Consider the following 23,413-nt stretch of genomic DNA (forward strand, 5'->3'; position numbering starts at 1 on the left):
AGGGACGAGATCGGAAATCATCGTCGCCTGCATTCGATCAATCGCGACACGCTGGCTGATCCCGGCGCTCAGCGTTCCCCTCGACGCATGCAGACATCACGGTCAGGGTGATTTATGCCTCGGCCGCCCAGCGCTTGCGCGAAACCAGCTGTGACGTTTTGGTGACCCTCGGCGCCGACACCTCGTACGGAATTCTATGCACGCGGCTCTTTTCCCGGGTCAACAAACCGGTCGCGAGCCCATGCTCTATCGAGAGTAAAGGTGAGCTTGCGAATGTTGAGCAGATCGCGGAAGCGGACCTTCTGCACGACGAGGCGACTGCTCATTGGCAGCAGTGGTTCACGAAGGCAGGCGTATCATCGTCTGGAGCGCCAAGAGGTCCGGTGTTTCAGGACTTCAATCTGCTTGCGACCGCCGCCATCGCCGGCCATGGCGTCGCGCTTTGCCCGATTGAGGTATGGAAGGCGGGAAATCACGAACGGCGATTTGGTCGTAGTCTCCGACAATCTCGGTTCTCGAAGAGGAAAGCGATCTTTTGATCAGCAAGGCGTCCCGTCAGAAGGCAGTGGCTGCCTTCTGATGGGTGGTTCCGGGATGTCGTTGATCCGGCAGAAGGCCAAGAGCACCTGCGCTCACGCGCCCCTTCCATCCGTGGCGCGGCCAGCGCTTCGTGCTATCGACACGCAAGCAGAACTGGGGCGAGGACCGCGTGATGTTCTACGACGCGGATGGGCGGCTTCGCTCGCTGCTTGCGTCATGGACGGACGTCGACGATCCCGATGTTTTCATTCAGGTCGCGGCCGGTAGGTCGTTCGTGCGTCCAGATGATCTGGCAACCCTGGCGGCATTGATCGAGCAAATCGAGCGCAGCCGTGGCGGCTGAATGCGTGTCGGGCAAATTATGCCGCCTATGTAAATCCAATTATGCCGCGATATGCGAGTGTTGATATTACCCCATGTTTCTGGACCACGGGATGCTAGAATTTGGGGCCTCGTTCAGGAGGCGGGCTGGTTGCCTGCCAGGTTCGTTGAGGAGATCGGCACGTCATTGCCGATCGCACCACGGCTCGGATTAAGTCATGGAAATTCAATTTGAGGCGAAGCGCACGAGAATGCATCCTCTATGTCGATGCGTTCTATAAAAACAATCAATTACTCAAATTGCCCAAAAAGGAATATGACTGAGTCCCGTGGCATAGCGGGCTGTTTCATAAGGAGGTTCGCGATGGGAAAGAAAATTCTGGGCGACCAGGGTAGCAACGGTTCCTTTGACAGCAATGGTGATGATATGATCCTCGATCCCACAGGAAATGACTGGATCGACGGTCGTGCCGGCAACGACTCCATCTCGGCCGGCGAGGGCAATGACCATGTCTTTGGCGACGAGGGTAACGACTACCTCTACGGCGGCCTCGGCGACGACACTGTCTTCGCGGGCGACGGTAGGGACTCTTTGACTGGAGGTGCCAGCCACGACACCTTTGTGTTCCAGTTCCACGACCCGCTTCCCGGGTCGACCGAGACTTTGGGCCGAACGTGGACCACACCGTGGATTTTGACCCAGCTCAAGATACTTTCGCCTTCGATGCGGCAGCGATGGTCTTGGAGCGAATTTCGTTAATCATGCGACGCGTGGCAATCAGGTGGACACCTTCTACAGCGGCCCCGCCAATGGCGCGAACGGCGAGCGCGCCGTAGTGATCACTGATCACAGTTTCGCCGATGGCTCGGCCGCAGCCAGGAGTATCTCGGGGGAGGCTGCAGGCGATATCACCATGACCGCGGAGTTGGGTTATGTTACCTCCGATAACCACGTGGACGACTTCGCGCATCTGGGCAACGCGCACAGTTTGCTACTCGGCCGGCTTGGGCTTGACCGCGTCGGATTTCATGTTCTGCTGATTCGGAAAACGATGCGGAGCCGCGTCACGCTCGCAAGCGCAGCGCTTTCCCTTTACGCTCACTGTCGTGACCGCTGGGCACCCCGGGAGCAGGCGCATTGTTGTTCAGCATGATGAAGCTCTGTACATCGCGTCGACTGCCGACTGAACCCTAATCGAGCCCAGTTCAAGACAAAGCATTGCCCGGCTGTTTCACAGTTCGTACGAGAAGCTGCACGAATAAGTCGTCATAAAGAACGCCACTCGTCAGTCCTCCGTCGGCAATAATTTTTGTTCCGAAAATGGAGAGACCCGCAAAATGGTTGAATCAAACTCGACAGACTTGCAGGAATTGCGCGCTGCCATCCCTGGCGGCAGGGTCCTGGAAATAACGACCACCACAGGCTGCGTCGTCGGTTGTTCTTATTGTCCCCAGGACAAGTTCGCCAGCCGGCAAAAAGCAGTATCTCGTGTGAAGCATCTTTGTCTCGAAGATTTCAAGCGATGTCTGGCGCGTGTGCCGACCCCTGTTGACATTAGCTTTGCCGGCTATTCTGAGCCCTGGCTCAATCCGGATTGCACTGAAATGGTCGAGCATGCTCACATGTCTGGCCACGGCATTCGGATCTTCACGACGCTTGCAGGAATGGACAGGAGCGATCTACGACGCTTGCAGGCGCTGCCCTTCAGGGTATTTGTGGTTCATGTTTTCGACGACGGCACGTACATGAATAGCCGCCTTGTCAGACAGAAATATCTCGACGTAGTTCGTCAACTGGTGGACTCTGATATCCCCTCAATTCGGTTCCTGGTGATGGGCGAGGTCCACCCCGATATCGTCGGAATTATTCCTGCCGGAGCGCTATGTCGCTCGCGGCCGCTGAGTAGCAGAGGTGGAAGCGTCGATGCTGAGATAGTTGAAACGCGACCGCCCATCGTCGGGGCACTGACATGTGCTGAACAACGGCAGTATCGGAATGTTCTTCTTCCGAATGGTGACGTTACTCTCTGCTGCATGGATTTCGAGCGGCGCCATGTGCTGGGCAATCTCCTGCGCGACGAATATCGAGAGCTCTTCGAGGGGCCAGTGTTCAGGGAGATCGTCGATCGCATGAACGGCAAGGATGGTTTTCTACTTTGTAGAAAGTGTGAATTTGCCGAACCGAAAACATCGGCATGCTGATGCCAATGGCGGCAAGGCGCTGTTACGTTAATAACCGGTGTCTCCCTAGGCAATGGCACCTTCAGTCGTCGCGTGCGGAATAGGGCCGGTGATCGAAGCGCTGATCGCCGGCTACGGTCTGGACGAGGCCCTGGCGCGCGCGGATGCTTACGCCAATGCCGGCGCCGACGCCATCCTGATCCATTCACGCAAGAGCGATGCGGACGAAATCCTCGCTTTCGCTAAGCAACGGCACAAGCTTCCGATTGTGATCGTGGCAACGAAATATTACCGCGCGCCGGTTTCGGCTTATCGAGATGCCGGCATCTCCACCGTGATTTGGGCCAACCATGCCATGCGGGCTGCAGTCGCCGGGATGCAGGCGGTGTGCGGCCGCATAGCCGCGGAAGAAAGCGTTGTCGGAATCGAGCCGGAAGTTGCCACACTCGACGAGGTCTTCAGCCTCTTGGGTTACGATGAATTGGCATTGTCTGAAGATCGCTGGTTGCCGAAGCATGATGACGGAACATGCTGCTGAAAGAAGCGGCACCATTCGATATCAACTTCGAGGAAGCGCACATGCTTGCGCAGCGGACAGGTTTGTTCGAATCATCGGCTGCGGCGCGCTGCGGCGAAGGCGGCTGCTGATCAAGGAACGGACATCGTCGATCTGACAGTCGGCGAGATCTGCGCCGATCTTGCTCCGACGATCCGGGACGGTGCGATGGGTGCGATCCGCAGGGGCATCAACCGCTACACCGACCCTATCGGGATGATGGAGCTTCGCGAGGCGCTCGCCCGTAAGGTCTCCGGCCATACTGGGCCAGGTCTGGCGCGCCGATGAGGTCGCCGTTACAACCGGCGCCAAACAGGTACTGTTCAACGTCGCCATGATGCTACTCAATCCTAGTGATGAAGTCATCATTCCTGCACCCTACTGGACGACATTTCCCGCCCAGGTGCTGATCGCCGGGGGAAAGCCCGTCCATGTCGAAACGCGCGTCAATGGCTATGTTCCCCGGATCGAAGATATCGAGGCCGCAATCACCGACCGCAGCCGCGCGATTGTGGTCAACACTCCGAACAATCCGACTGGCACCGTTTATGATATTGGAACTCCATTCGGCATCGGGAAGCTTCGCGTCCGCCGGAGGCCGGCGAGCGCCTTTTGGCCGTGCCTCTCGAGCACGCTGTCGGGGTGAAGTGCCCGCCTATCTGCTCCCGGCTTGCATGCAACGCAGCATTCGCATAGCTGCATTGTACAATAAGTGATTAGCCTTTGGTCAAAAATAGGCATCCTGCACGCACCAGTACCGCCGCATCGGCGGTTCCCCTCTGGAGGTTAAATGACCTTCACCTATAAGGGCCGCGGCCTTCCGCTGGCCCTCTTTTTTTGTCGCAGGGCCGCATCATAGGGCTTCGGCCATCAGGAGCCCAGCAGCCATTCGCCACCGCGCTCGACATAGGCGTCTCGCGCTTTGATGCCGTCAGGAACCTGCATTTCGAACGCGGTCAGAAGCTCGTCGATATTGTGCGCAATCAGGTCGCCAAACCGCTTGAGACCAATGCGATCGAGTCTCGGTAGTTTCGCTGCAAGCCCCGCTGAAATCCTTTGGGTCAGACTTGTCGTGAGGCGCGTTTGGGCCCGCGGCAATGCAATTCCCAAGGCATTCAAGAATGCTGCAAAATCCAGAAAGTCGAGTTCGGCCAGCCTTGTTGCTTCGCCAAGGCTGAAGGCAAAGAGATCCGTCAGATTGGGATCGAGCCGCGTGGGCATCAGGTCGTAGCGGGGCGAAACACGGATCCGGCCTGCTCTATCGTAGAGGAGCGCAAAATTCTTGGCATGAGCATCGACATTTCCGGTCATGAGGTCGAACAGGACCGCCCCGATGAACCGTTGCCTTTCCGCCGCAGGTTCGGTCGTCGCGTCGAGAATCCGGTTTATCGCGTGAGCATCGAAGCGACGGCCTTCTCGCCCGTGACGTTCGTATTTGAGGGACGGAGGAAGTCCAAGCGCCTGAGCGAAATCCTCCTGATGGACTCTCACGATCTTGTTCTCGGCGTTCAGCCGCCGGTCGAACCGTTCGATCACCAAGGCGTCGACGCCGTTGAAATTGACGACACTCGCCTCAGCGGTTGCAAAACCGAGATCTCGCGAGAGCCGAAGCGTTTCGAATTCGAGCTTGGGATCTTGCGGATGCTCCTGGTCCGGCACTTTGATGATGTGCGTGGTGGGGGCGCCCGAGCCAGTGACGGGTTCGGCATAGCTTCCGTCGGGCAGAATGGTGATTGCGATCTTGCTTTGAACGCCGGCGAGCGGTGAAGGATCTTCGGTGCCTTCGGGACGCCGCTGACGCCTGTGCAGCGAGCCAATGATGGCGTTCAGGCGATCGTCATCTATCCGTCTGTAGTCGACGTCGTGGTCGCCGGGCACTTTGACGGGGGGCTCCGAGCGGCAGGACCGAGATCGCGCCGGCGCAATCCTTCCCGAGGTAAAAAAGGAGGCCCGCAACATCGCTGCGGGCCAAGCCCTCGCGATCCATGACGCCCTGCAGGACGCCGTCTCGCTCCTGAAGCAGGTTATCGAAAAAGGGACGGGTTCTGCTGTCGTCGAAGGGCTCGTCTCCCAGCGGAAAGGACAGCGAAAGCGGAAAGGCATCGGGATCATCGAGATATGTGGCCGCATAGGCGAAGGCCAGGGCGCCACCTTCATCCCTTACGAGGTTGCCAATAGGGTCGGCAAACCCGTCAAGCCTGACATCGAGCGCAATGATATCCATGCGGTTATCGTGGCTGCGCGAATATTGAGATGCCGGCGGCGTGCGCGACCTTGAGAACCTTCTGGAACTCTAGCGTAGCCTTGCCATTCTCGAGCTCCGATAGAAAACGTCGTCCGACGCCTGCGAGATCGGCAAAATCCTGCTGCGAGAGGTTCCGCGCCTCCCTCGCTTCCCTGACAATACAGCCCAGGTCGCCGGGTATGGCAATTTCCGTTACTCGATATCGGTTCTCATCGGGCCTTGCCTTTGTCGCCTCGGTCTTTTCCTCGCTGGGCAAGCGCGCAAGGGGATTGGAAAATCGGAGATGCTGTGCCCCGGCACTCAAGGTTGGCATCGTGAGGTTTGGTGGCTTGACAGCGGTTGCGGCCTTTAGCGTCTCGCTTGCAAGCCTGACCGATGGAATGTCGATGCTCTTCAGCGTGTCCGTCAAGCTTTTGGACATTGTGGAAATATCGCGAAGCGATTTCGTGCCCGCGAGAAGGTTCGCCTTGCCAAACTGCTCCCGCAAAGCGTCGGAGAAAGGCGATTGCGCAATCATCCTGGCGAGATCAGTCGCTTTCGTCGGGTGTGGGTTTTTGTCGTCTCGATCGGCCATATCTGCTCCTGTACGGGAACATACATTAGCTCCACGACGACTTCAAAAGTGACTGACCCCGAACGGGAACACACTTTGCAGTGCACGTTCCCGAACGGGAGCACGGCGCCGAGTTTTGGATCGCAGTTGGGATTTTCGTTCCCGTTCGGGAGCAGCACTTGAACAGGGGGCAGCATCTCACGCCTCCCGTACGCAATCAAGGTCGATATCAAGCGTCGGCGCGCTGTGGGTGATCCAGCCTATGGACAAAAGATCGCCGCCGGTTTCGGCGGTCGCCGGCGTGATACTGCCCGAGACCTCGGTGATGGCACGGCCGTCGACGAGTGCCGATCCCTCCCTTAACTCGCCGGACGACATATTGTCGAGCAGCAAGACCTCGTCGAGGTCTTCGACGGATGCGACGGCGCCGAGCGTCCGCAGCGTCTGGCGGGCTCCGCCGATTTCACCGACGCCGCGCGAGGTGTCCGCCTGCACCTCCTTCAACTGTGCCGAGACCGTGGCTGCCGCGACACCGAGCGACGCTATCATTGCGGGATTGAGATCGACATGGACCTCGCGATCGATCCCGCCGACGCGGCTCAGCTGATTGGATGACGAGTTATGGGCGGCATCGAGCCAGCGGAGCGCAATATTACCTTCGGCCAACCAAGCCTGACCTGTTTTCACCGTTGCCGTCTCTTCGGTAGCGTAAACAAGAGATTGCATGCCAGTGCCCGTTGCCCCTCCCATGCATGCTGCTCCGCGTTCGGATGACGTCTATCTTCATGCAACACGCCGAGGCGTAATCACAATCGGTTGTTTGGAGCCATCGGCCCGCCGCATGGCGTTCTTCTCGCCGTAGCCAGCACCGGTCGCACTCAAAGCCGATCATCTCCCGCGACAAATGGGCATCGGCACTCTTCTCAACAAGCGAGCGCACGTTCATCATATCGTCGGTCATCGGTGGTCTTTCCATCAGGTTGGTCTTGAACAACCCGACCCTGCCGGAAAAACACTGATGGCCACCTAACCCTCAGGACCTACACCACCTGACGGGACACGATCAACGCGGAGCAGCGCTACAACTTCGGATGGGAGTATTGGCGGGTCTGTAAGGACGTCAAAGATATAGCGGGCCGCCTATGCACAAACGATTGCCACTGCGCACCACAGCCTGCCGGTGGACCGTGTGCATGCGAAAATTCAACTCGTCTGTGGCATTCGGAATGCCGAAAACTACGACCGGTCCGCGCGCCTCCTAGTGTCTGATGGTTTTTCCCCGTAGATTGCCTTGTACGCTGCTGAGAACCTTCCAAAATGAAAGAAGCCCCATTTCAGGCAAGTTTCCCTCACCGCTTGATTATTGTCGGGATCAAGCAGGTCCCGCCGCACTGCCTGCATACGAAGCGTCCTCAGATAGGCAGCAGGTGTTGTTTCCCTGAAGGCGCGAAAGCCCAGTTGTAATGTTCGACTGGTCACACCAGCCGCTTCTGCCACCATCGCAATGGTGATCGGCTGATTGATATTGGCCTGCATGTATTCGATCGCGCGATGGACATGTCGGGGAGCGATCAAGCAAGGCTTCTTATCGAGCAAATGCGATAACCTATGGGGAATGTGGTGCACCACCAGGTCGGCCAGCGCCTGCGTTAGATGCGTCATTGCTATTGGAGAGCACATGAGCGGGCCGTTGCCCCGCATGCCGTTCATTATTGTTGATGCCAGGTTGCCGATCATCTGGCCAGTTGGTGTGGCTAGCTCCAACTCCGGTAACAGATCCAGAGAGCCGTTCAACGGCACCTCAAGTGTTTGGCCGACAGTTTGCTGTATGACAGACCAATTCAGCAACAATTCGTCTATTACGTTTGATTGCCCATGCATTATAACTCCGTCAGGTTCAAAGTTATTATAGAGCACTAGCTTCCCCCTGCCGGCCTCGGCCGTGCAATCGCCATACGTCAGCCCCATCCCGCCACTTCGAGGAATGACAATCGACAAAGACTCTGCTGTTTCGGAAGTCGGCGCGATGCTGAACTGGAATTCGTTTTGGTGATATCCACTGATCAAAACTGCGTTGTCGCATGCCGCAAGATCAATTCCCCAAAGAAAATCACCAATTTGCCCGATCGGCTCGGCACTAAATGTCCCGAAAGCTCCAGCGAGAGTTTCAATCATCCCGTCGAAGGATGAACCACGAAATGAGAACTGTGGAGAGCTATTTTCTGGCAACGTCGATCCCCCAATCCTTGAAGTGCTTTTCTGGGTCACGCGAATACAGGAAGCTGTGTTTCGGCTAACGTCTCGACGTCATGATTCATTTTTCTGGTTTGCGGCCCTTTCCGACGTTCTGATGGCCAGAGTTGCTGTCCGCACCCCAACCCTGTCCAGCGAGATCCAACGCTGTTCCTGGTGGCCTCGCTTCCGCTTCGCGCTTTGCGCTCGGATGACCGGCATGTTTTGGCCGTGTATACGCTGTGACCGTCGTCTGAAGTATAACGAGCCCTCGATGAGCCGCGGATCGTCACCAGACCGCAATGCCGGTCGCGCAGGGAGCTGGAAGGCTATACCTCTTGAGCGGCGCGGAGATCCGCCTGGCTCAGCTGATGTTTGGCTTCAACGGTGTTGAGCACGTTCAAAACTGTATAGAGCCAATTGTATCGCGTCATACCACTTTGGAATTTGCGAAATTTGCGTGCTGAAGCGCAGGCATCTTTCGCGCGCCCTTCTCGCCATCTCCTCGAAATCCCTGTCATCGGCCACAAGGCGATGCATCATTTCTGCAGCTTTGACCTCGATGTCCGGCTCGTCCAGGACAACGCCGTTTAGGCCGTTTACGACCTGCCTTTTCAGACCAAAGGCGGAAGACACTATGACGGGTCTGCCCCGGAACAGAGCCTCGGTTACTGTCAGGCCGAAGCCCTCTTCGCGAGAGAGCTGAAATACCCCATGAGCATTCTGTTGCAGCCGGCCGACAATTTCCGCATTTGCCTCACTGTGCTTCATTGAGATACAGGTGAGATATACGCGCCGCCGCACTTCTTTGGGCAAGTTAGAGCACAGGGCTACGCATTTTTCGAAATACTCGCGGCCTTCCGGATCATCTGCAACACCCGAAGGATCCGGTCCCGCGATCACCAGGCGTGTATGGGAGGCTTCCTCGGACGCCGTTGCCGCAAAGCGAGCAAAGGCAGCAATGATGCGGTCGATGCCTTTCAGGCCGTCCCACCTGGACACATGCAGGAAATACCGCGAGTGAAGAATGTCCTGAAGCGTTGTGTTGGGCTCCAGTTGATGGCCGCTGAACGATACCGAATTCTCCAGCGCCCGGCCTGGTGGCCCTTCATAGTTGCGGTTCTTGGTCGAGAAGGGGCTGATCGATGGCTGTATGAAATCGATTGGGCGACCGGCATCAAACGCATATGCCTCGTCGCTCAGGACGATGCGCTGGAAGGGACGGAGGTACTCCTTCAGCAGTCCCCAGGTTCGCTCAACTGTTGGGGTGCGCTTCGGATAGCCGATGTGGCATCGCCAGATAGCCGGGTGTGGGCAAGAGTCCAGGAATTGTGCGGCTGCACACAGCGGCTGCGGATCATGAATAACCAGGAAGTCATCTCGTCCGATGATCCTTTCTAGCTCCGCGGCGCCTTGCTGCGATGCCTCCAAATAATGCGGCAGCAGCTCAATCACGTCTGCTGGGATGGTGTCGTGAAGAGAATTGTGAAGTCCTTTGGTGAACTGAAAAAAGAGCTCGCTGTTCGGTTTGAAGATGAGCCAGCGCACATGGAAACCAAGCTCCCGAAGGAGGCATATGTGGTGGGGAAGCATTTCGGCCACCCCACCACCGAACGCGGTGGAATTTATATGCCAAATACAGCGGGCGCCAATATTGTCACGAGTTGCGCTGGAGGAACGAAAGAGTTCATCGAGAAGTCCCCCATAGTCCTCCCGCTCCTCCGCGTAGTGCTCAAGTACCGAGCCTTCTACCAGAACCTCATCAAATAATGGTGTGCACGGTGTCGTGGTTACTTTCAAATTTGTGGCCCTCCTTATGGTTGGGGAAGCAGGTTCAGCGCGGCCGGTTAGCTAGGACCTCGCGAAAATTCTCGATCCAGCCCTTGGTTTCAGTGTGACCTCTGGCACTGGGGCCGACCCCCACGCAGTCGCAGCCTGCAGCGGTTGCCGCTTTGATTCCGGTTTGGGAATCCTCAAATACCAAGCATCTTTCGGGGGAGATGCGCAGCATCCGCAATAGTGCTCGATAGGGTTGCGGATGCGGTTTTCCGTGACTGACGTCCTCAGCTGCAATCATGATCCTCGGGCGGGAGATTCCCGCTGCATCGAGGCGGGCGAGGGCCGAAATCCTTGTCGAAGAGGTGACAATGGACCTCTTTTCGGCAGGGATCGAGCAATAGAACTTCGCGGCCCCCTCGATTGGTTGCAACAGCCCCATCGCTTGGATCTCATAATCGGCAATGCGAGCCGCTTCGCGTTCGGGCGAGAGACTGGGCGCAATCGCCTCCACCAGTTCAACATCCCGGCGAGCGGCCGACATCCGCATTGCGTAATCAGGACATATCTGTCGCTCCAGCGCCCACCGGCGGAGTGCGCTTTCGACCACAGCCTTCGAATCTACAAGGGTTCCGTCCAGATCGAAGGCTACGTGATCATAGTCTTCAAGCTGAAGTTCGATCGTGACTCTCACGGCTTGCCTCCGTGTATCGGAACCAATATTTCCTACTGGAAAGACATGCTTCCTCTGTGGCGTGAAACGCTTCGGCGCAGTAGTCGACCATGGATGTGTCGGTGACCTGGGCGGTTATGTCCTCGTCCTTGCGATAGTCAGCGAGTGCGAGCTCCAGCGCCGCCTGCAGAGCTCTGAAAAATGCGCTATCCATGGACGCATTGCTCATGTATGTTCCCGGGTAGGCGGTGTAGATACCGTGCTTCAGACACCTCTGAGCGAAGGCCCTTCCATGCTTTTGCGAGGGCAGAACAATATCGAACATGGTATCGCTTCCAAGAACGCGTGCAGGTATCTCGCTGCGCTCGAAAGAGATTTGGAATAGCCCCTTGAGGGCCGAGCCCCTCTCGGCGAGGCGCTCAACAATTTTTGCTTCGGCAAAGATTTCCTGTGTCAGGTTGCCGGCCACAAAGGCGCGGTTCTCGCGTAGATACGTGTTGCCGAGATAGGCTCTGTCGGCTCCCGCCATGGCGTCGGTCGTGCCGGCGACCGCGGAAAGGCCGATGCCTTGTGCAATCCCCTTGGCCAAAGTGATGACGTCCGGTGCCACGCCGTGTTTTCGGCAGTAACCACCCTCGGCGTAACGAAGTCCGCATAGCACCTCATCAACAATCAGCAGGACGCCATGCTGTCTTGCCATCCTGGAGATTTCCTGGAGCAATTCCGGAGGAAAGACCGAGGGCTCAGGCGTGAAGAAGATGCCAGCGACTCTTCCCTCATTCGCGGTCAGCTGCTGTTCCAGAATATCGAGGTCATATTGATAATCCTGGATGTGTGGATCCTTGGCCGGCGGATCGTGCGACCAGGGTCGCTGTTGAAAGATGTCGTGCCATCCGTGGAAGCCAGCCGTCAGGATAACCGGCCGGCCAGTTCGGTGGCGCGCGATCCGAACGGCCGCTTCCGTTGCACAAGATCCGGTCCTCAAAAAGAACACTCTAGGAGTGTCCGGGAACATCTTCGAAATTTTCCCGGCAAGTATCTGGCGTTGCTCGCTTACCGGTGAGGGCAGAACGTCAGTTTCTCGCTCCATCGCCTGCGCAAGCCGGGCCTTGAATACCGTGTTATTGCTGCCCAACGGCGAAGCCCCGCTGCAGGAGGTCATATCCAGATAGATTTTTCCGTCGACATCCTGCGCAATTGCGCCATTGGCGGAGCGGAATATGATGGATGACGGGGTCTCACGTTCCCATTCAGCCAAATGTCCGCTAGTTCCATGATTGAGCATCTAAGTTACCCCTTTATTTCAGCGACAGGGCCATTCTCCTCGCGTTGGCCATGATTGTGTGTGTCGGATTGCTGTTCCCCGCGAAATTCATCACGGACCCATCCATGACATAGATGTTGGTGGACCCATGGACTCTGCCGCAGATGTCTACGACGGATCGCCTGGGATCACATCCGGCGCGCATTGTGCCGTGCAGGTGGGAACTGCCTTTTGCATGGGAAGAAGGTTCTCGTTCGATGCGGCGTGCGCCCAGGTGGAGCAGGATGTCATCAGCGCGATCGGCAAGAAAACCTATTCGCGCATGGTCATTTTCCGAATTCTTGTATTCGAAACGAACGTAGGGGATGCCGTATCGGTCAGCGACGTCGTCCAGCACCAGGCGATTGTGCGACCATGGCTCGTCCCCGGCTATATAGTGCAGGCGCACGCGGCCAATGTTCTCACTCGGCGATAGCAGGTTCGCTTCATAAATGAGGCCACCAAATCTGCACGGTACGTCACTATGTTCGTAGAACTCGTCTGTATAAACGGTCGCATGCGGTCCCCAGTGCGAAGCCAATGCGTCGGAGCCGCAATCAGCCGGATCCAGGTAGCCGACGGAGTAGCCGCTGATCTTGAACGAGAGGCCGCGCCCGACAAGGTCTGAATCGTTTCCTATTCCGTGCGGGGCATGCTTACTCTTCGACCGAAGCATCAATGCCGCTGACTGTATTGCGTTTGCGCAGATGACGACCCTTTCAACTGGGATCCGAATCAGTTCCGTTGAGAACGGCACATAGCACTCCAGGGCTTCGGCCCGGCCGTCGCTGCGGATCTCTATCCGGTTGACGAAACAGCCGTAGAGAACCGAAATCGCTCCTGGCAGTCCGGAGTCGTCCAAAATGTTTCTCGCAAGCACGGATGCTCTCGCTTCCGTAGGGCATACTAGCTCGTCGCAAGCAGAACACTTGATGCATCCGCTGCTGTTGCTGGGTGCCCGGATCGCCAATGGGATCTGCCTTGGCCGTATGCCGAGTTCCTGCATCGCATTGGATAAAATCACTCCACGGGGGCTAGCCGGGTAAGATGCGTGCCCGTTCGTGCCACCGATCTCCATGAGATGCTCGATCTGCGAATAGCAGGGTTCGAGATCTTGAATGGTTATGGGCCAATCAATCTCCATATCGGTCCCAAGATATTGGGAAGCAGATAGATCCGATTGGCGGTATCTAAACGTGATCGCATTGTAGAATTGCATTCCGCCGCCGACGCAACACGCCGTCCACGGATTACCGTCAGCAGCGCCAGTGGAGGTGAGCGCCTTGCTGTATGCCGCTTGATGAGGCCCGTGCATGGCACCAGGAGAAACCAGGCCTCCATATTCCAGGACGGCCACGCGACAGCCTTTCTCCGCAAGCGTTCGGGCGACGATCGATCCAGCTGCTCCGGAGCCCACGATAACCGCGTCGAAGGTCGTGTAATTACAAGAGGCCGCCGCAATGTGTCTGATGTCCGTCACTGGCAATGGTCTCCAATCCGATATGGAGTGGCTGGCCAACGAGCGGTGTTCGCGACGCAGGCCAGGATGTGCTTTGTGCGCGCCACATAGTCGGGGACCGCGATCCCTGCGGGCGCGGTGGCCGGGTGGCGGTAGTTGGCGACGAGGCCGTCAAAGGTCCGCACGATCCAGAGGCATACCTCGTCCGGATCGGTGCTGCGGCTACGCAGGGTGACAACTTGCCAGCTGTTCCACTCGCGCGCACCGGGGGTACGGCGAACGTCCATGTACGAGACCATGAAGGGATCGCGCAGTGGCTCCCCGAGAAGATCCGCCACTCGGGGTGTAGGTATCCTGGACAGGTTCTTCGACCAATCCAGGTTGGATGCCGCCCGACGCACCGCCTCGCAAAACGAGTCGGCTGCGCCGAGCGGGAACGCAACCGGGCCCATTCCTACGTACCAGCCAATGGAAGACCGGAAGGGGGCTGTACGGGTGTGAAAGGGGACCATCGTTCGAAATTCACCCGAGCCGGTGATTTCGTGACCGACCTTGGCAAGGCAGGCGAGCAGACCGGAGAAGGAGTCTCCCCCTGCCTTACGGCAGACCCTGTCGAAGGCGTGCGCCGCGGATGCGTTGAGAAGCTCGGTGTATCCGCTTGGCTGGGCGGCGGAGCTGCCACTCACGTCGCTAACCGGTACGGGGAACTCCGGCAGACGGCCGCCCGCCTCGGCGAGAAACTGCCGCCATTGGGCGATGGATTCGTCCTCAGGGGTCAGCGTATCGGCCTCGATCCTTTCTGCCTCCGCGAAATTGAGGTAGCTGGCGGTGGGGGGAAGGGGAGGTGGGACGGTCTTGCCGTCGCGGACCGCGAGTGCGGCGGCGTACAGCGTGTGAATCTCATAGGCAATTGTGAGAATGGAGTAACCGTCCATCAGGATGTGGTCGGCGGCGATACAGACGGTTGTCGTTTCCGGACGGCTGATGGTGGCACAAATATATGCGGGCCAGTCGAGTGGGCCGACTTCGGAGTCGAAGAGTTCCTCCAGGTAGCGCGACAGTTGCTGGCCGTCGGTGAATTCCCCCGCGCCACTGTGGTGGATACTCACGGCTCCGGCCGGTAGCGTCCTGCGGCGGAGACAATCGCCTTGCGTGGAGCCAGCGGGGGGGCTGAGATGGCTGCGCAGGATTTCGTGGCGGTCTGTCCACTCGCACAATGCCGCGGCGAAGGCGTTCGCATCGAGTTCGGCGGGCAGATCGAAGACAGAGGCCAGCCAGGAAGGCGGCAGGGAAGCCTCATCGGCCGTCTCAAGTGCATGTGCGACATGTGCTTCCTGCACGTGGGACGCCCGACGTAGATCGGCTGCCCAGATGGCCTCGGACATGCGCGGGGCGCCAGCCCGCCACACGGTGACACGGCCCGCAGGCAGATCGAGGGATGACAGGTCAGTGAGTCTCATGAAATGGCGCACCTATTTGCAAAGAAGGGGAGCAAGGGGAGCACGCTGGCCAAATTCACCGCCCGCGCGGTTCGAAGCGCGAGCAATGCGGCGACCGCGCATTTTAACGCGTTGGGTTCGGGCTCGGGTCGAGACGTTCCATTACGGTCAGCGCGGACGACGACCATCACCCCGGATCCGACGAGGGAGACCGTCTGTCCCGCGAGAAGAAGGGAGAAGTCGCGGGGCGGGCCGCGTCGGGGCGCTTCGTGTGCCTCTTGCATCACCCCACCCTCCCTGGATCCAGCATCGACAGGTCGTAGCCCAGGTCGTTCAATTCCTTCCCGGCGATCCGCTCAAACTCTTCGATTTCCGTGGGCGTGAGGTCCTGTAGGTACCGTCCACGACGCCCGGTATGCAGCGGTTTACCCGCCGCTTCCGCCGCGGGATGGCCCCATGGTTTGTCGAACAGCGCGTGCTCGTGCTCCGCATGGTGCAGGACTGCCTCGTCCCATGACAGACCGAGGTGTTCCAGCATCCGCTCGACAGTCTCGCGGGGGCGGGCGACTAGGTCCTCATATCGCACTTCCAGATAACGGCCGTCAGGAGCAGCCTGACGGGGGCGGTTGACGACCTCCAGCCAGCCGTTCGCTGCCTCCGCAATAGTCCCGTAGCCCCAGTCGGGGACGGTCTTGAGGTGTGAGGCAGCCAGGTCGCGGCCGTCGCGGATTATGTGGATGAAATGGGCGCGAGGCCAGATCGCGGCGTACGTGCCGATGTCCTTAATCCTACGCTGAAGCTTCAGGCCCCATCGTCCGGCTCCGGTCTGTTCACGTCGGAATTCGCCGATAGAGTCGATGAGCCGGCAACGGTCGTCGAGGGAGGACAGAACGGTGCCATGCTCCGCCATCAGGCCGGTCACAAGCTTCCGCACGTCATCACGCTTGAGTCCGAAACGCTCGCACTGCACAACAAAGTGCGCGCCGTCGAACCAATCAGGATCAACGGTCTCCTTCGTGGCACCGGCGAGCCGTGGGTCGCGGCGGTCCATCATGTCGCACACCGCGAGGATGTGCGGACCGAGGTCGACGGGATCGGTGAAATCGATCTCCGGACCGACGACCAGACCGGGGTGCGAGTCAAGCACGACGCTCAGAAGAGTGGTGCCGGAGCGGTTCTCGCCGCCGAGCAGGACGGGCTCGGAAGGCAGGGCAAGAGGAGAAGAAATGAGACCCGACATGATTTTCCTGCTGGCCATGTGGCATGCGCACAAAACTGTACTGATAAGGATCAAGTATTGCTATTTAAGGCAACCGTAATTGGTCAGTTTATTTCGACATGTGGATAGCAATTTCGCCAAATGTCCAATCTTTTTCTTCTCCCAACGCGGATGTGCGAAAGCGGGCGATGGTTGGTTGGTGGAAGACCATCGAGGATTATCGAACAAGCGCTGTTTCGCGACTGTCGGGCGGGGCTAAAAGATAGGAACGAGGAATGACAGAAGAACAGCGCGAAGGTGCGGAGAACCGGCACGCGGCGATGCGAGTATTCAACGAGACCGTTCGAAAAGCGGCGTACCGCGGCCTGCGTGTCAACCTGCAGGTGTTCGAGCTGCGTTGTAGTGAAGGGCCTACGCCAGTTCGATCGGTGAGCGTGGCGGCGCGTGAGGAGTCTTGCAAGGTTGCAGGGACACTCCGAACAAACAACGCGCGCACTCGCATTTGCGCAATTCAGCGTCGCCGGCCGGACCTAAGTCTTACGGCGCCGGCAAAGGTCCTGGGACCATTGTGGGTTATTCCTCCGAGCGCGCATACTCCTTCCACCAGCCCTTTCGTGTTCCTGACCACCGGTGTCTGACGAGGTTGGCGCTCCAGTTCCAGAACGAGCTGAACGCGATTTTGATACCGCCTGCTTCGCATTACCCTTCTCCTTCTTCCTCGAAGGACGGGATTTAGCGCCCGGTACCTGAGTCGCACCGAACGATGCCAAAACAGTCGCCAGCTCGTTAAGGCCCTCGATGCTGATCTGCCGTGGCCCCAGTGTCATACCGCTGCAGTAGCTCTCGTCGAACATCCAGTTCGGCCACTCGCGAGAAAGATCAGGCCGTTCATCGGTGTAGATGCATGTCAAACTCTTGCCACGCCGGAAGGGCGAGACTTGCACGGTGCACCCGAAGATCGGGTGCCAACGATAAGCGATCCTCGCAAAACGAAAACCGTATGCAGAATGTCGGTTGTTGGCTGCGTATATCGAGAAAGACAATCCGGATCCGGTGGCCCGCGTGGTGGCGCAGATCGTGACGGCCGTGGATATGTTGGCTGAGGTGCCTGCCAGGGGTCGGCCGGGTCGTGTCAAGGGCACCCGCGAATCGTATTGGCGGATATTCCCTACCTCATTCCCTACCGCGTCAGCCGGGACATTGAGATTCTCACCGTCATGCATGCGCTCCGGCGCTGGCCGGAGACGTTTTGACAAACGCTTCGTACATCAGTCCGTGTTTTTGACAAAATGCGCCCGGCACATCGACGTCACGTTTGCGCGCGACCTCTGGCTCGATCCGCCCGAGGAATGGCGGCAAGACATCGACCAGACGCTCTTGCCCGGCGGATATTTCAAGCAGTTCATCTTCTACCATGAGGGCGTCGAAGACCGTTCTCACGGATACGATATCAGCTGGACAAGATGTCGGAGCCTTGGCGAACGGCCACAAGAGCGAGCGGCATGTGTTATCCCGGCGGATAGATATTCTTCGGCATGCGGCTGTGGCTGCAGCGGCAAGAGGCGAAGGCAGCGTTTGTGAAAATCTACGCCTCGCGGCCGGAGCGTATCGTCCTCATTCCGCGCGCCATCCTGAAGTGCAGATCAGGTGAAGCCTATCAGCACGCCGCCGACCGCAGAGACGAAGATCCAGGGCGGGGGACCTCTAGGCCATGAGTACGATCTGGTCGACGGCTGCCGCCGTTTCTTCGAGCGACGCGGCTTGTCGCTCGGTGCGACCGGAAAGCGCCGTAGCGCCTGCCGCCATCTGGCGGCCGCTTCCCTCAATCGTTGATGATATCGTGCGGATCTCGACAAGGGTTTGCCTGAGTTCGGCGACGGTGGCGTTGAAATCGGTACGCAGCTTGTCGAGTTCAGGGGCAAAGGGTGTTTTGATCGTAGCGGTCAGTTGATCCTTCGCCATGGCGTCGAGCCCGCCCGCACCGCGAAGGCGATTTCGGAATCGCGGCGGGGTTTCTCCGCCTCGTTGCGGTCACGCTCGGCATCGGCTGCGGCGGCGTTCCTGTTCGGATTGCCGTTCGCGGACGATCTTCGCCTTCGCGCTGGTCTTTTGAAGACGTCGAGGGCGCGCGCCATCTCGCCGATCTCGTCGGCGCGGTTCTGATTGCCAACGGCCGTGTCGAGCAAGCCGCCGGCGAGGTTGCGCATCGCCTGGGTGAACTGGCCGATCGGTCCCTTCAGCGTCAGCACCAGAGCCGCACTGGAACGAGGGCGATGATCACGCCCAGCGCCATGGTGCCGATGGATGGGACGTTGATATCCTGGCTCTGGCGGCCGGCCGCACACTGCTGCAGATCGGCGAACAGCGAAAGCTTCCTGCCGATGTGGTCGATCTCAGCGGCGGCAGCCTGGAATTGCTGCGCCCGCTTGCCGGTGGCGGCGACGAGTTCGGTGGCGGCCTGCTCGATCCTGTCGAATGACGGCGCGGGTTTTGCCGACTGCTCGCAGGGAACGGCGAGGCCGCCCGCCGAGGAGCTCAGCGCAAAGAGTACTTTGCGGCATTCCGCGAGATGCGTCGCCAGCGTCGCCTGCTTTTCCGCCGCGCGGTCGCGCATGAACTCGGCAAGCGCGATGCGCGTCAGGTAGATCGCATCGGTGAGATGCCGCGATCCTGCATCACGAGCCCGGCCTTGGCGAGAGAGGCGCCGACCTCATCGAATGGCGGACACGTCCTGTATCTTCAGGGTGGCCGCCGCGTCGAGCGGCTGCTTGAGCGCCTTGAACTCAGCGAAGATATCAAGGAGATTCTGGATGTTTTCCGGCGGGCGCCCCTTATCATCGACGAGCGCATTCAGTGCTTAGCGTTAGCAGAGAAAGCCTTGCCGAGCGGCTTGGAATTCTTCGGCAATGCGACTGGCAGCACCTTCTGGTGGACCTTCAGCTCGTCCATCGCCGCGGCGAGCTGCCGAAAAATTTCACTGTCATTCTTGCGTGCAGCAAAGGCATCTCCCAGCGCAGCCACGAAGCGCGTCGCCGAGAGGATCTTTTGAGCCTCACGCAATCTCTTCTTGGCATCATCCTCCTCTGACGTGATCGATGTATCGAACGCGGTGGCGGCGGTCAGCAGATCAGTCTGGTTGTGGCGATGACGGCGAGGCATCCTCGATGCCCGCCTCGATCCGCGCCTCGTCGGCATGTAGTGCCCAAAGATCCTCCATCGGGCCGTTGATCTCAGCGAGTGCTATGGATGCGCTGTCGAGCTCCGCCCAGCCTCCGGACCGAGGCGTTAGCCGCCCGGGCCGCGTTGAGCGCGGCGCGCTGTTCCTCAAGCCTCTTAAAGATGAGCGCCCGGTCTTCCTCGGTCGTCTGATCGAGAAAGCCGATCATCGCGGCCTAGACGTCCTTGAAGCCACGCCGCGACGTCGTTTGATATCGCATACGGTTCTGCAGCAGTCCCGATGCCAGTATCCCCGTGACGCCGACCGCCGTGGTGCTCAAGATGAACGGCGATACCAACAGCATCACCTTGGTTCGGATTTTGAAGCGCGAGAGGAGACGATCGACCCAGCCCATGAGATGTCCCGAATTTTTATGCGTACACTGCAGCATGACGCGTATCGATAGGCAGGGAGAGATCACCATCTCTCGCACGCCGAATGGATCGGATTGCTGCTCCAACGGGAATGGAGCTCCGCCAACATCCGCGGATCCCGCTATTACCACGAGCAGGAACGAATCGATCGCCGCTTTGATGCTCCCCTCCTTACCGGGACCGCCGTGATCGGTCGCGAGGAATCCGACCCCCGCAACACCGCCATTGCGCCGCATAAGCGGTCCAGCGCGTCGCCGAACGCTTCTCGCCAAGCTTTGACGACATTGTCGCCTGGGGCCACTCTCGTCCCCCGGTTTTAGGAAGCGATCGGTGTAACGGCGGGCGACCGCGGCTGCGCGCTCTTCCTTCGTGGGGAAGTGGTGAAATGGACGCTGGAACCGCCGACCGGCAGTGAGGACCAGGCGATGGACACAATGCAGGATTGGAACGCCTATCGCCACGCATTGATTGGCCGTGTTGGCGACTTCGCCAAGCTCAGCCCGGACGTGCTGTCTGAACCAGATTGAGGGCAGCGGCAACAAGACCGGGAAGCTCGAGCCGAAGATGCACAAGATTATCGCACTCGCCGTTACGGTCACCACGCGTTGCGACGGCTGCATCGCCGTACATTCCAAAAAGGCGATCCAGTTGGGTGCGGCCGAGGGCGAGATCGCCGAGGCGGCGTCGCGATAGCGCTCAATGCGGATGCTACGCTGATCTATACGGCACGCGTGTTGCCATCACAAGGTGATGCTTCAAGACGGGCGCGTGCTGTTTGACCTCGCCCGTTGTGACAAGCCCTTTCTTTGACGAGACTGGCAACTAGTCGATATCTCTTGGCACACCGTTGAAATACGGTCAATTCGCAATGCGCTAAACTAACCCGGCATGGCGGTCGCGGATGAAGTACATAGCTTTCACCTCCGGTCGCCCTTGGACAGCGTCACAGCCAGATCGGAAAAAGGGAGGTCCCTATGCTCGAATCAATCGCTACCGACGAACCGGATCAGGCTGAGTCCCGCTTTCGTCCCCACACCTCGCATTGGGGCGTGTTTTCGGCCCGGATGAGCGGCGATCAGCTCGAGGTCAGGCCGCATCCGGGTGATCCTGACCCGAACGAGATCATCCAGAATTTTCCCGCGGCACTCCGCCATCGTGCCCGCATCGCGCAGCCGATGGTGCGCAAGGGCTGGCTGGAGCACGGCCCAGGTCCGGATGATCGACGCGGGCGCGACGAATTCGTGCCCGTAACGTGGGCAACGGCGCTCGACCTGCTCGGCAAAGAGCTCGTCCGCGTCCGCGATGGCTCCGGCCCCGGCGCTATCTTCGGCGGTTCCTATGGATGGTCAAGCGCCGGCCGTTTCCACCACGCCCAGAGTCAGATCCACCGCTTTCTCAATGTTGCCTGTGGCGGCTATGTGCGTTCGGTCACCAGCTATTCATCCGGCTCCTCGCAGGTTCTGATCCCGCATATCATCGGCGATCACGAGGGTCTGACCAAACGCAACGTCTCCTGGGAGCAGATTGCTGAGCATAGCGAAATCGTCGTCGCCTTCGGCGGCATGGCACTCAAGAATTCGATGGTTGCCGGCGGCAACGTCAGCAAACATGTCGAGCGCGGCGCCATGCAGCGCGCGGCCGATCGCGGCTGCAGTTTCGTGCTGGTCAGCCCTTTGCGGTCCGACCTGCCGGACGAGGCGCACGCCGAATGGATCTCTTGCGTGCCCGGCAGCGACACCGCATTGATGATGGCCATCGTCTACACGCTTGTTGTCGAAGGCAAGCACGACCACGCTTTCCTTGAACGTTACACCTCGGGCTGGCCGATCTTCGAGCGCTACTTGCTCGGAGAGGTGGACGGCCAGCCGAAGGATGCCGAGTGGGCGGCGGCCCTTACTGGAGTGCCGGCTGACGAGATCGTCGTGCTCGCCAGGCGCTTGGCAGGCAAACGCGCGCTGATCGTCATCTCGCATTCGCTGCAGCGCGCCGAACATGGTGAGCAACCGGTCTGGATGGGGATGGTGCTTGCCGCTGCGCTTGGTCAGATCGGACTGCCCGGTGGCGGCTACGGCTATGCGCTTGGCGCGATCGCGTATTACGGGCGCCGTTACAACGCCGTGCCGATCCCGACGCTGTCACAGGGGCGCAATGGTGTCAGCGACTTCATCCCTGTCGCGCGCATTGCGGACATGCTGCTTCATCCCGGTGAGACCTATCGCTTCAACGGCGAAACCCGGACCTATCCCGAGGTCAAGCTCGTCTATTGGGCCGGCGGCAACCCCTTCCATCATCACCAGGACCTCAACCGCCTGCGCAAGGCCTTCGCTCGCCTGGACACACTGGTCGTCCACGAACTTGCCTGGACGGCGACCGCGCGCCATGCCGATTTTGTCCTGCCGTGCACAATGACGCTCGAGCGCGAGGACATCGGCGCCAACTCCAACGATCCGCTGCTTGTGCCGATGCATCCTGTCGCGGCCCCTTATGGCGAAGCACGCGACGACTACGCCATCTTCGCCGATCTTGCCGAGCGGCTCGGCGCGCGCGATGCCTTCACGGAAGGCCGCAGCGTCCGGCAATGGCTGGAGCACCTCTATGAGCAGACCCGCGTGGGGCTCGCGGAGAAGGGTCTGCCGGCGCCAAGCTTCGCAGAATTCTGGGCAGGCGAGGGATGCCTCATTCCGCAGCAGCCGGATGATGGCGGTTATCTGCGGGCTTTTCGCAACGATCCCGACGCCAATCCGCTACCGACACCAAGCGGCAAGCTGCAGATCTATTCCGAAACGATCGCGAGCTTTGGAGAGGCCGATTGTCCAGGACATCCCACTTGGCTCGGCTCCGTCTATGTTCCGACGGAGACGACGCCCTTCGTGCTGATCTCCAACCAGCCGCGCACCCGGCTGCACAGCCAGCTCGATTTCGGCGGCCACAGCATTGCCTCGAAGCATCGTGGCCGCGAGGTGGCGACGATGCATCCCGAGGATGCGGCGGCGCGCGCTATCTGCGAGGGTGATATCATCACGTTGTCGAATGAGCGCGGCGCCTGCCTTGCCGCCGTTACCCTTTCGGACGGCGTCCGGCGCGGCGTCATCCAGCTTGCGACCGGCGCATGGTATGATCCGGCCGATCCAAATGAGGAGAAGCCGCTCTGCGTGCACGGCAATCCGAATGTGCTCACCCGGGATATTGGCACCTCGGCCCTGGCACAGGGCTGTTCGGGCCAACTGACGAATGTTCGGGTCGAGCGCTTCGACAGAAACCTCCCAGAAATCCGCGCCTTCGATCCGCCGGTCTGATTTGCGGCCATCGGCGAGCCCCATCCAGG

Annotated in this window: 27 protein-coding genes and 4 pseudogenes; 12 read left to right on the plus strand and 19 right to left on the minus strand. The window is 59.2% G+C overall.

The window, feature by feature from the left end; translation table 11 throughout:
• Positions 1-107 precede the first annotated feature (107 nt).
• The 8 genes and pseudogenes from QN219_RS23585 to QN219_RS34245 all read left to right on the plus strand — a co-directional run bounded on the left by QN219_RS23585 (position 108) and on the right by QN219_RS34245 (position 4,244).
• Positions 108-539: a LysR substrate-binding domain-containing protein gene (locus QN219_RS23585; protein ID WP_309486614.1), complete on the plus strand. Its 432-nt coding sequence runs from the start codon at positions 108-110 to the stop codon at positions 537-539.
• 131 nt (positions 540-670) lie between these two features.
• Entirely contained in the window at positions 671-883 is a 213-nt protein-coding gene (locus QN219_RS23590; protein ID WP_405052191.1) for a DUF5372 family protein, read from the plus strand.
• A gap of 342 nt (positions 884-1,225) precedes the next feature.
• The gene (locus QN219_RS23595; RefSeq protein WP_284002508.1) at positions 1,226-1,621 is read left to right on the plus strand and encodes a hypothetical protein; all 396 of its coding nucleotides are present in this window, start codon (positions 1,226-1,228) and stop codon (positions 1,619-1,621) included.
• A 22-nt stretch (positions 1,622-1,643) separates the two neighbouring features.
• Entirely contained in the window at positions 1,644-2,015 is a 372-nt protein-coding gene (locus QN219_RS23600) for a hypothetical protein (protein ID WP_284002509.1), read from the plus strand.
• Positions 2,016-2,199: 184 nt separating this feature from the next.
• Entirely contained in the window at positions 2,200-3,063 is an 864-nt protein-coding gene (locus QN219_RS23605) for a radical SAM/SPASM domain-containing protein (RefSeq protein WP_284002510.1), read from the plus strand.
• A 91-nt stretch (positions 3,064-3,154) separates the two neighbouring features.
• Positions 3,155-3,580: pseudogene (locus tag QN219_RS23610) on the plus strand (isocitrate lyase/phosphoenolpyruvate mutase family protein); the annotation flags it as partial.
• Between the two features lie 45 nt (positions 3,581-3,625).
• A complete protein-coding gene (locus QN219_RS34240) occupies positions 3,626-3,886 on the plus strand; it encodes a hypothetical protein (protein WP_405052193.1) in 261 nt (86 codons plus the stop codon).
• A 46-nt stretch (positions 3,887-3,932) separates the two neighbouring features.
• Positions 3,933-4,244 (plus strand): aminotransferase class I/II-fold pyridoxal phosphate-dependent enzyme, encoded by a 312-nt coding sequence (locus QN219_RS34245; protein WP_405052195.1) that lies wholly within the window; start codon positions 3,933-3,935, stop codon positions 4,242-4,244.
• Between the two features lie 224 nt (positions 4,245-4,468).
• Here the strand turns inward: QN219_RS34245 and QN219_RS23620 are convergent, their stop codons facing one another.
• From QN219_RS23620 to QN219_RS23670, 13 genes and pseudogenes are all read right to left on the minus strand, one after another.
• Positions 4,469-5,476 (minus strand): HipA domain-containing protein, encoded by a 1,008-nt coding sequence (locus tag QN219_RS23620; RefSeq protein WP_284002511.1) that lies wholly within the window; start codon positions 5,474-5,476, stop codon positions 4,469-4,471.
• Entirely contained in the window at positions 5,436-5,822 is a 387-nt protein-coding gene (locus tag QN219_RS23625; RefSeq protein WP_284002512.1) for a HipA N-terminal domain-containing protein, read from the minus strand. Before QN219_RS23625 ends, QN219_RS23620 begins: the two co-directional genes overlap by 41 nt.
• Positions 5,823-5,826: 4 nt before the next feature.
• A complete protein-coding gene (locus tag QN219_RS23630) occupies positions 5,827-6,417 on the minus strand; it encodes a helix-turn-helix transcriptional regulator (RefSeq protein ID WP_284002513.1) in 591 nt (196 codons plus the stop codon).
• Positions 6,418-6,594: 177 nt separating this feature from the next.
• Positions 6,595-6,774 (minus strand): hypothetical protein, encoded by a 180-nt coding sequence (locus QN219_RS34250; RefSeq protein WP_405052208.1) that lies wholly within the window; start codon positions 6,772-6,774, stop codon positions 6,595-6,597.
• Positions 6,775-6,801: 27 nt separating this feature from the next.
• Positions 6,802-7,002: pseudogene (locus QN219_RS34255) on the minus strand (hypothetical protein); the annotation flags it as partial.
• 225 nt (positions 7,003-7,227) lie between these two features.
• Positions 7,228-7,357, minus strand: a pseudogene (locus QN219_RS34260) (IS256 family transposase); the annotation flags it as partial.
• Between the two features lie 275 nt (positions 7,358-7,632).
• Positions 7,633-8,625 (minus strand): helix-turn-helix transcriptional regulator, encoded by a 993-nt coding sequence (locus tag QN219_RS23640; RefSeq protein WP_283979408.1) that lies wholly within the window; start codon positions 8,623-8,625, stop codon positions 7,633-7,635.
• A gap of 384 nt (positions 8,626-9,009) precedes the next feature.
• Positions 9,010-10,428: a glycosyltransferase gene (locus QN219_RS23645; protein WP_283979409.1), complete on the minus strand. Its 1,419-nt coding sequence runs from the start codon at positions 10,426-10,428 to the stop codon at positions 9,010-9,012.
• A 34-nt stretch (positions 10,429-10,462) separates the two neighbouring features.
• Positions 10,463-11,098 carry an HAD-IA family hydrolase gene (locus tag QN219_RS23650; protein ID WP_283979410.1) on the minus strand — a complete coding sequence of 212 codons (636 nt, stop codon included), beginning with the start codon at positions 11,096-11,098 and terminating at the stop codon, positions 10,463-10,465.
• Entirely contained in the window at positions 11,070-12,362 is a 1,293-nt protein-coding gene (locus tag QN219_RS23655; RefSeq protein WP_284002514.1) for an aminotransferase class III-fold pyridoxal phosphate-dependent enzyme, read from the minus strand. The genes QN219_RS23650 and QN219_RS23655 overlap by 29 nt, the downstream gene beginning before the upstream one ends.
• Positions 12,363-12,375: 13 nt before the next feature.
• Positions 12,376-13,860, minus strand: a complete 1,485-nt coding sequence (locus QN219_RS23660) for a GMC family oxidoreductase (RefSeq protein WP_284002515.1) — start codon at positions 13,858-13,860, stop codon at positions 12,376-12,378.
• Positions 13,857-15,224 carry a condensation domain-containing protein gene (locus QN219_RS23665; protein WP_284002516.1) on the minus strand — a complete coding sequence of 456 codons (1,368 nt, stop codon included), beginning with the start codon at positions 15,222-15,224 and terminating at the stop codon, positions 13,857-13,859. Before QN219_RS23665 ends, QN219_RS23660 begins: the two co-directional genes overlap by 4 nt.
• Positions 15,225-15,561: 337 nt before the next feature.
• Positions 15,562-16,518 carry a sulfotransferase gene (locus tag QN219_RS23670; RefSeq protein ID WP_283979414.1) on the minus strand — a complete coding sequence of 319 codons (957 nt, stop codon included), beginning with the start codon at positions 16,516-16,518 and terminating at the stop codon, positions 15,562-15,564.
• Between the two features lie 957 nt (positions 16,519-17,475).
• Between QN219_RS23670 and QN219_RS23675 the strand changes: the two are divergent.
• Positions 17,476-17,750, plus strand: a pseudogene (locus QN219_RS23675) (type II toxin-antitoxin system RelE/ParE family toxin).
• On the opposite strand, the gene QN219_RS23680 reads toward QN219_RS23675, so the two are convergent.
• The 6 genes from QN219_RS23680 to QN219_RS23705 form a co-directional block, all read right to left on the minus strand.
• Positions 17,713-17,913, minus strand: coding sequence for a hypothetical protein (locus QN219_RS23680; protein WP_284002517.1), 201 nt, complete (start codon positions 17,911-17,913; stop codon positions 17,713-17,715). The pseudogene QN219_RS23675 and the gene QN219_RS23680 overlap by 38 nt on opposite strands.
• A 288-nt stretch (positions 17,914-18,201) precedes the next feature.
• Positions 18,202-18,459 (minus strand): methyl-accepting chemotaxis protein, encoded by a 258-nt coding sequence (locus QN219_RS23685; RefSeq protein WP_284002518.1) that lies wholly within the window; start codon positions 18,457-18,459, stop codon positions 18,202-18,204.
• Complete coding sequence (locus QN219_RS23690) at positions 18,441-18,746, minus strand: HAMP domain-containing protein (RefSeq protein WP_284002519.1); 306 nt, start codon at positions 18,744-18,746, stop codon at positions 18,441-18,443. The genes QN219_RS23685 and QN219_RS23690 overlap by 19 nt, the downstream gene beginning before the upstream one ends.
• A complete protein-coding gene (locus tag QN219_RS23695; RefSeq protein WP_284002520.1) occupies positions 18,740-19,111 on the minus strand; it encodes a hypothetical protein in 372 nt (123 codons plus the stop codon). Before QN219_RS23695 ends, QN219_RS23690 begins: the two co-directional genes overlap by 7 nt.
• Before the next feature lie 236 nt (positions 19,112-19,347).
• Positions 19,348-19,656 carry a hypothetical protein gene (locus QN219_RS23700; RefSeq protein ID WP_284002521.1) on the minus strand — a complete coding sequence of 103 codons (309 nt, stop codon included), beginning with the start codon at positions 19,654-19,656 and terminating at the stop codon, positions 19,348-19,350.
• 233 nt (positions 19,657-19,889) lie between these two features.
• Entirely contained in the window at positions 19,890-20,069 is a 180-nt protein-coding gene (locus tag QN219_RS23705) for a hypothetical protein (protein ID WP_284002522.1), read from the minus strand.
• 399 nt (positions 20,070-20,468) lie between these two features.
• Here QN219_RS23705 and QN219_RS34040 point away from each other — a divergent pair, with 399 nt between their 5' ends.
• The 3 genes from QN219_RS34040 (at position 20,469) to QN219_RS23715 (ending at position 23,384) form a co-directional block, all read left to right on the plus strand.
• Positions 20,469-20,615, plus strand: coding sequence for a hypothetical protein (locus QN219_RS34040; protein WP_309486615.1), 147 nt, complete (start codon positions 20,469-20,471; stop codon positions 20,613-20,615).
• A gap of 37 nt (positions 20,616-20,652) precedes the next feature.
• Positions 20,653-20,781, plus strand: a complete 129-nt coding sequence (locus tag QN219_RS34045; RefSeq protein ID WP_309486616.1) for a carboxymuconolactone decarboxylase family protein — start codon at positions 20,653-20,655, stop codon at positions 20,779-20,781.
• Positions 20,782-21,062: 281 nt separating this feature from the next.
• Entirely contained in the window at positions 21,063-23,384 is a 2,322-nt protein-coding gene (locus QN219_RS23715; protein WP_284002523.1) for a molybdopterin guanine dinucleotide-containing S/N-oxide reductase, read from the plus strand.
• Positions 23,385-23,413: the final 29 nt, after the last annotated feature.

Source organism: Sinorhizobium sp. 8-89 (genome assembly GCF_030124325.1).
Lineage (GTDB): Bacteria > Pseudomonadota > Alphaproteobacteria > Rhizobiales > Rhizobiaceae > Sinorhizobium.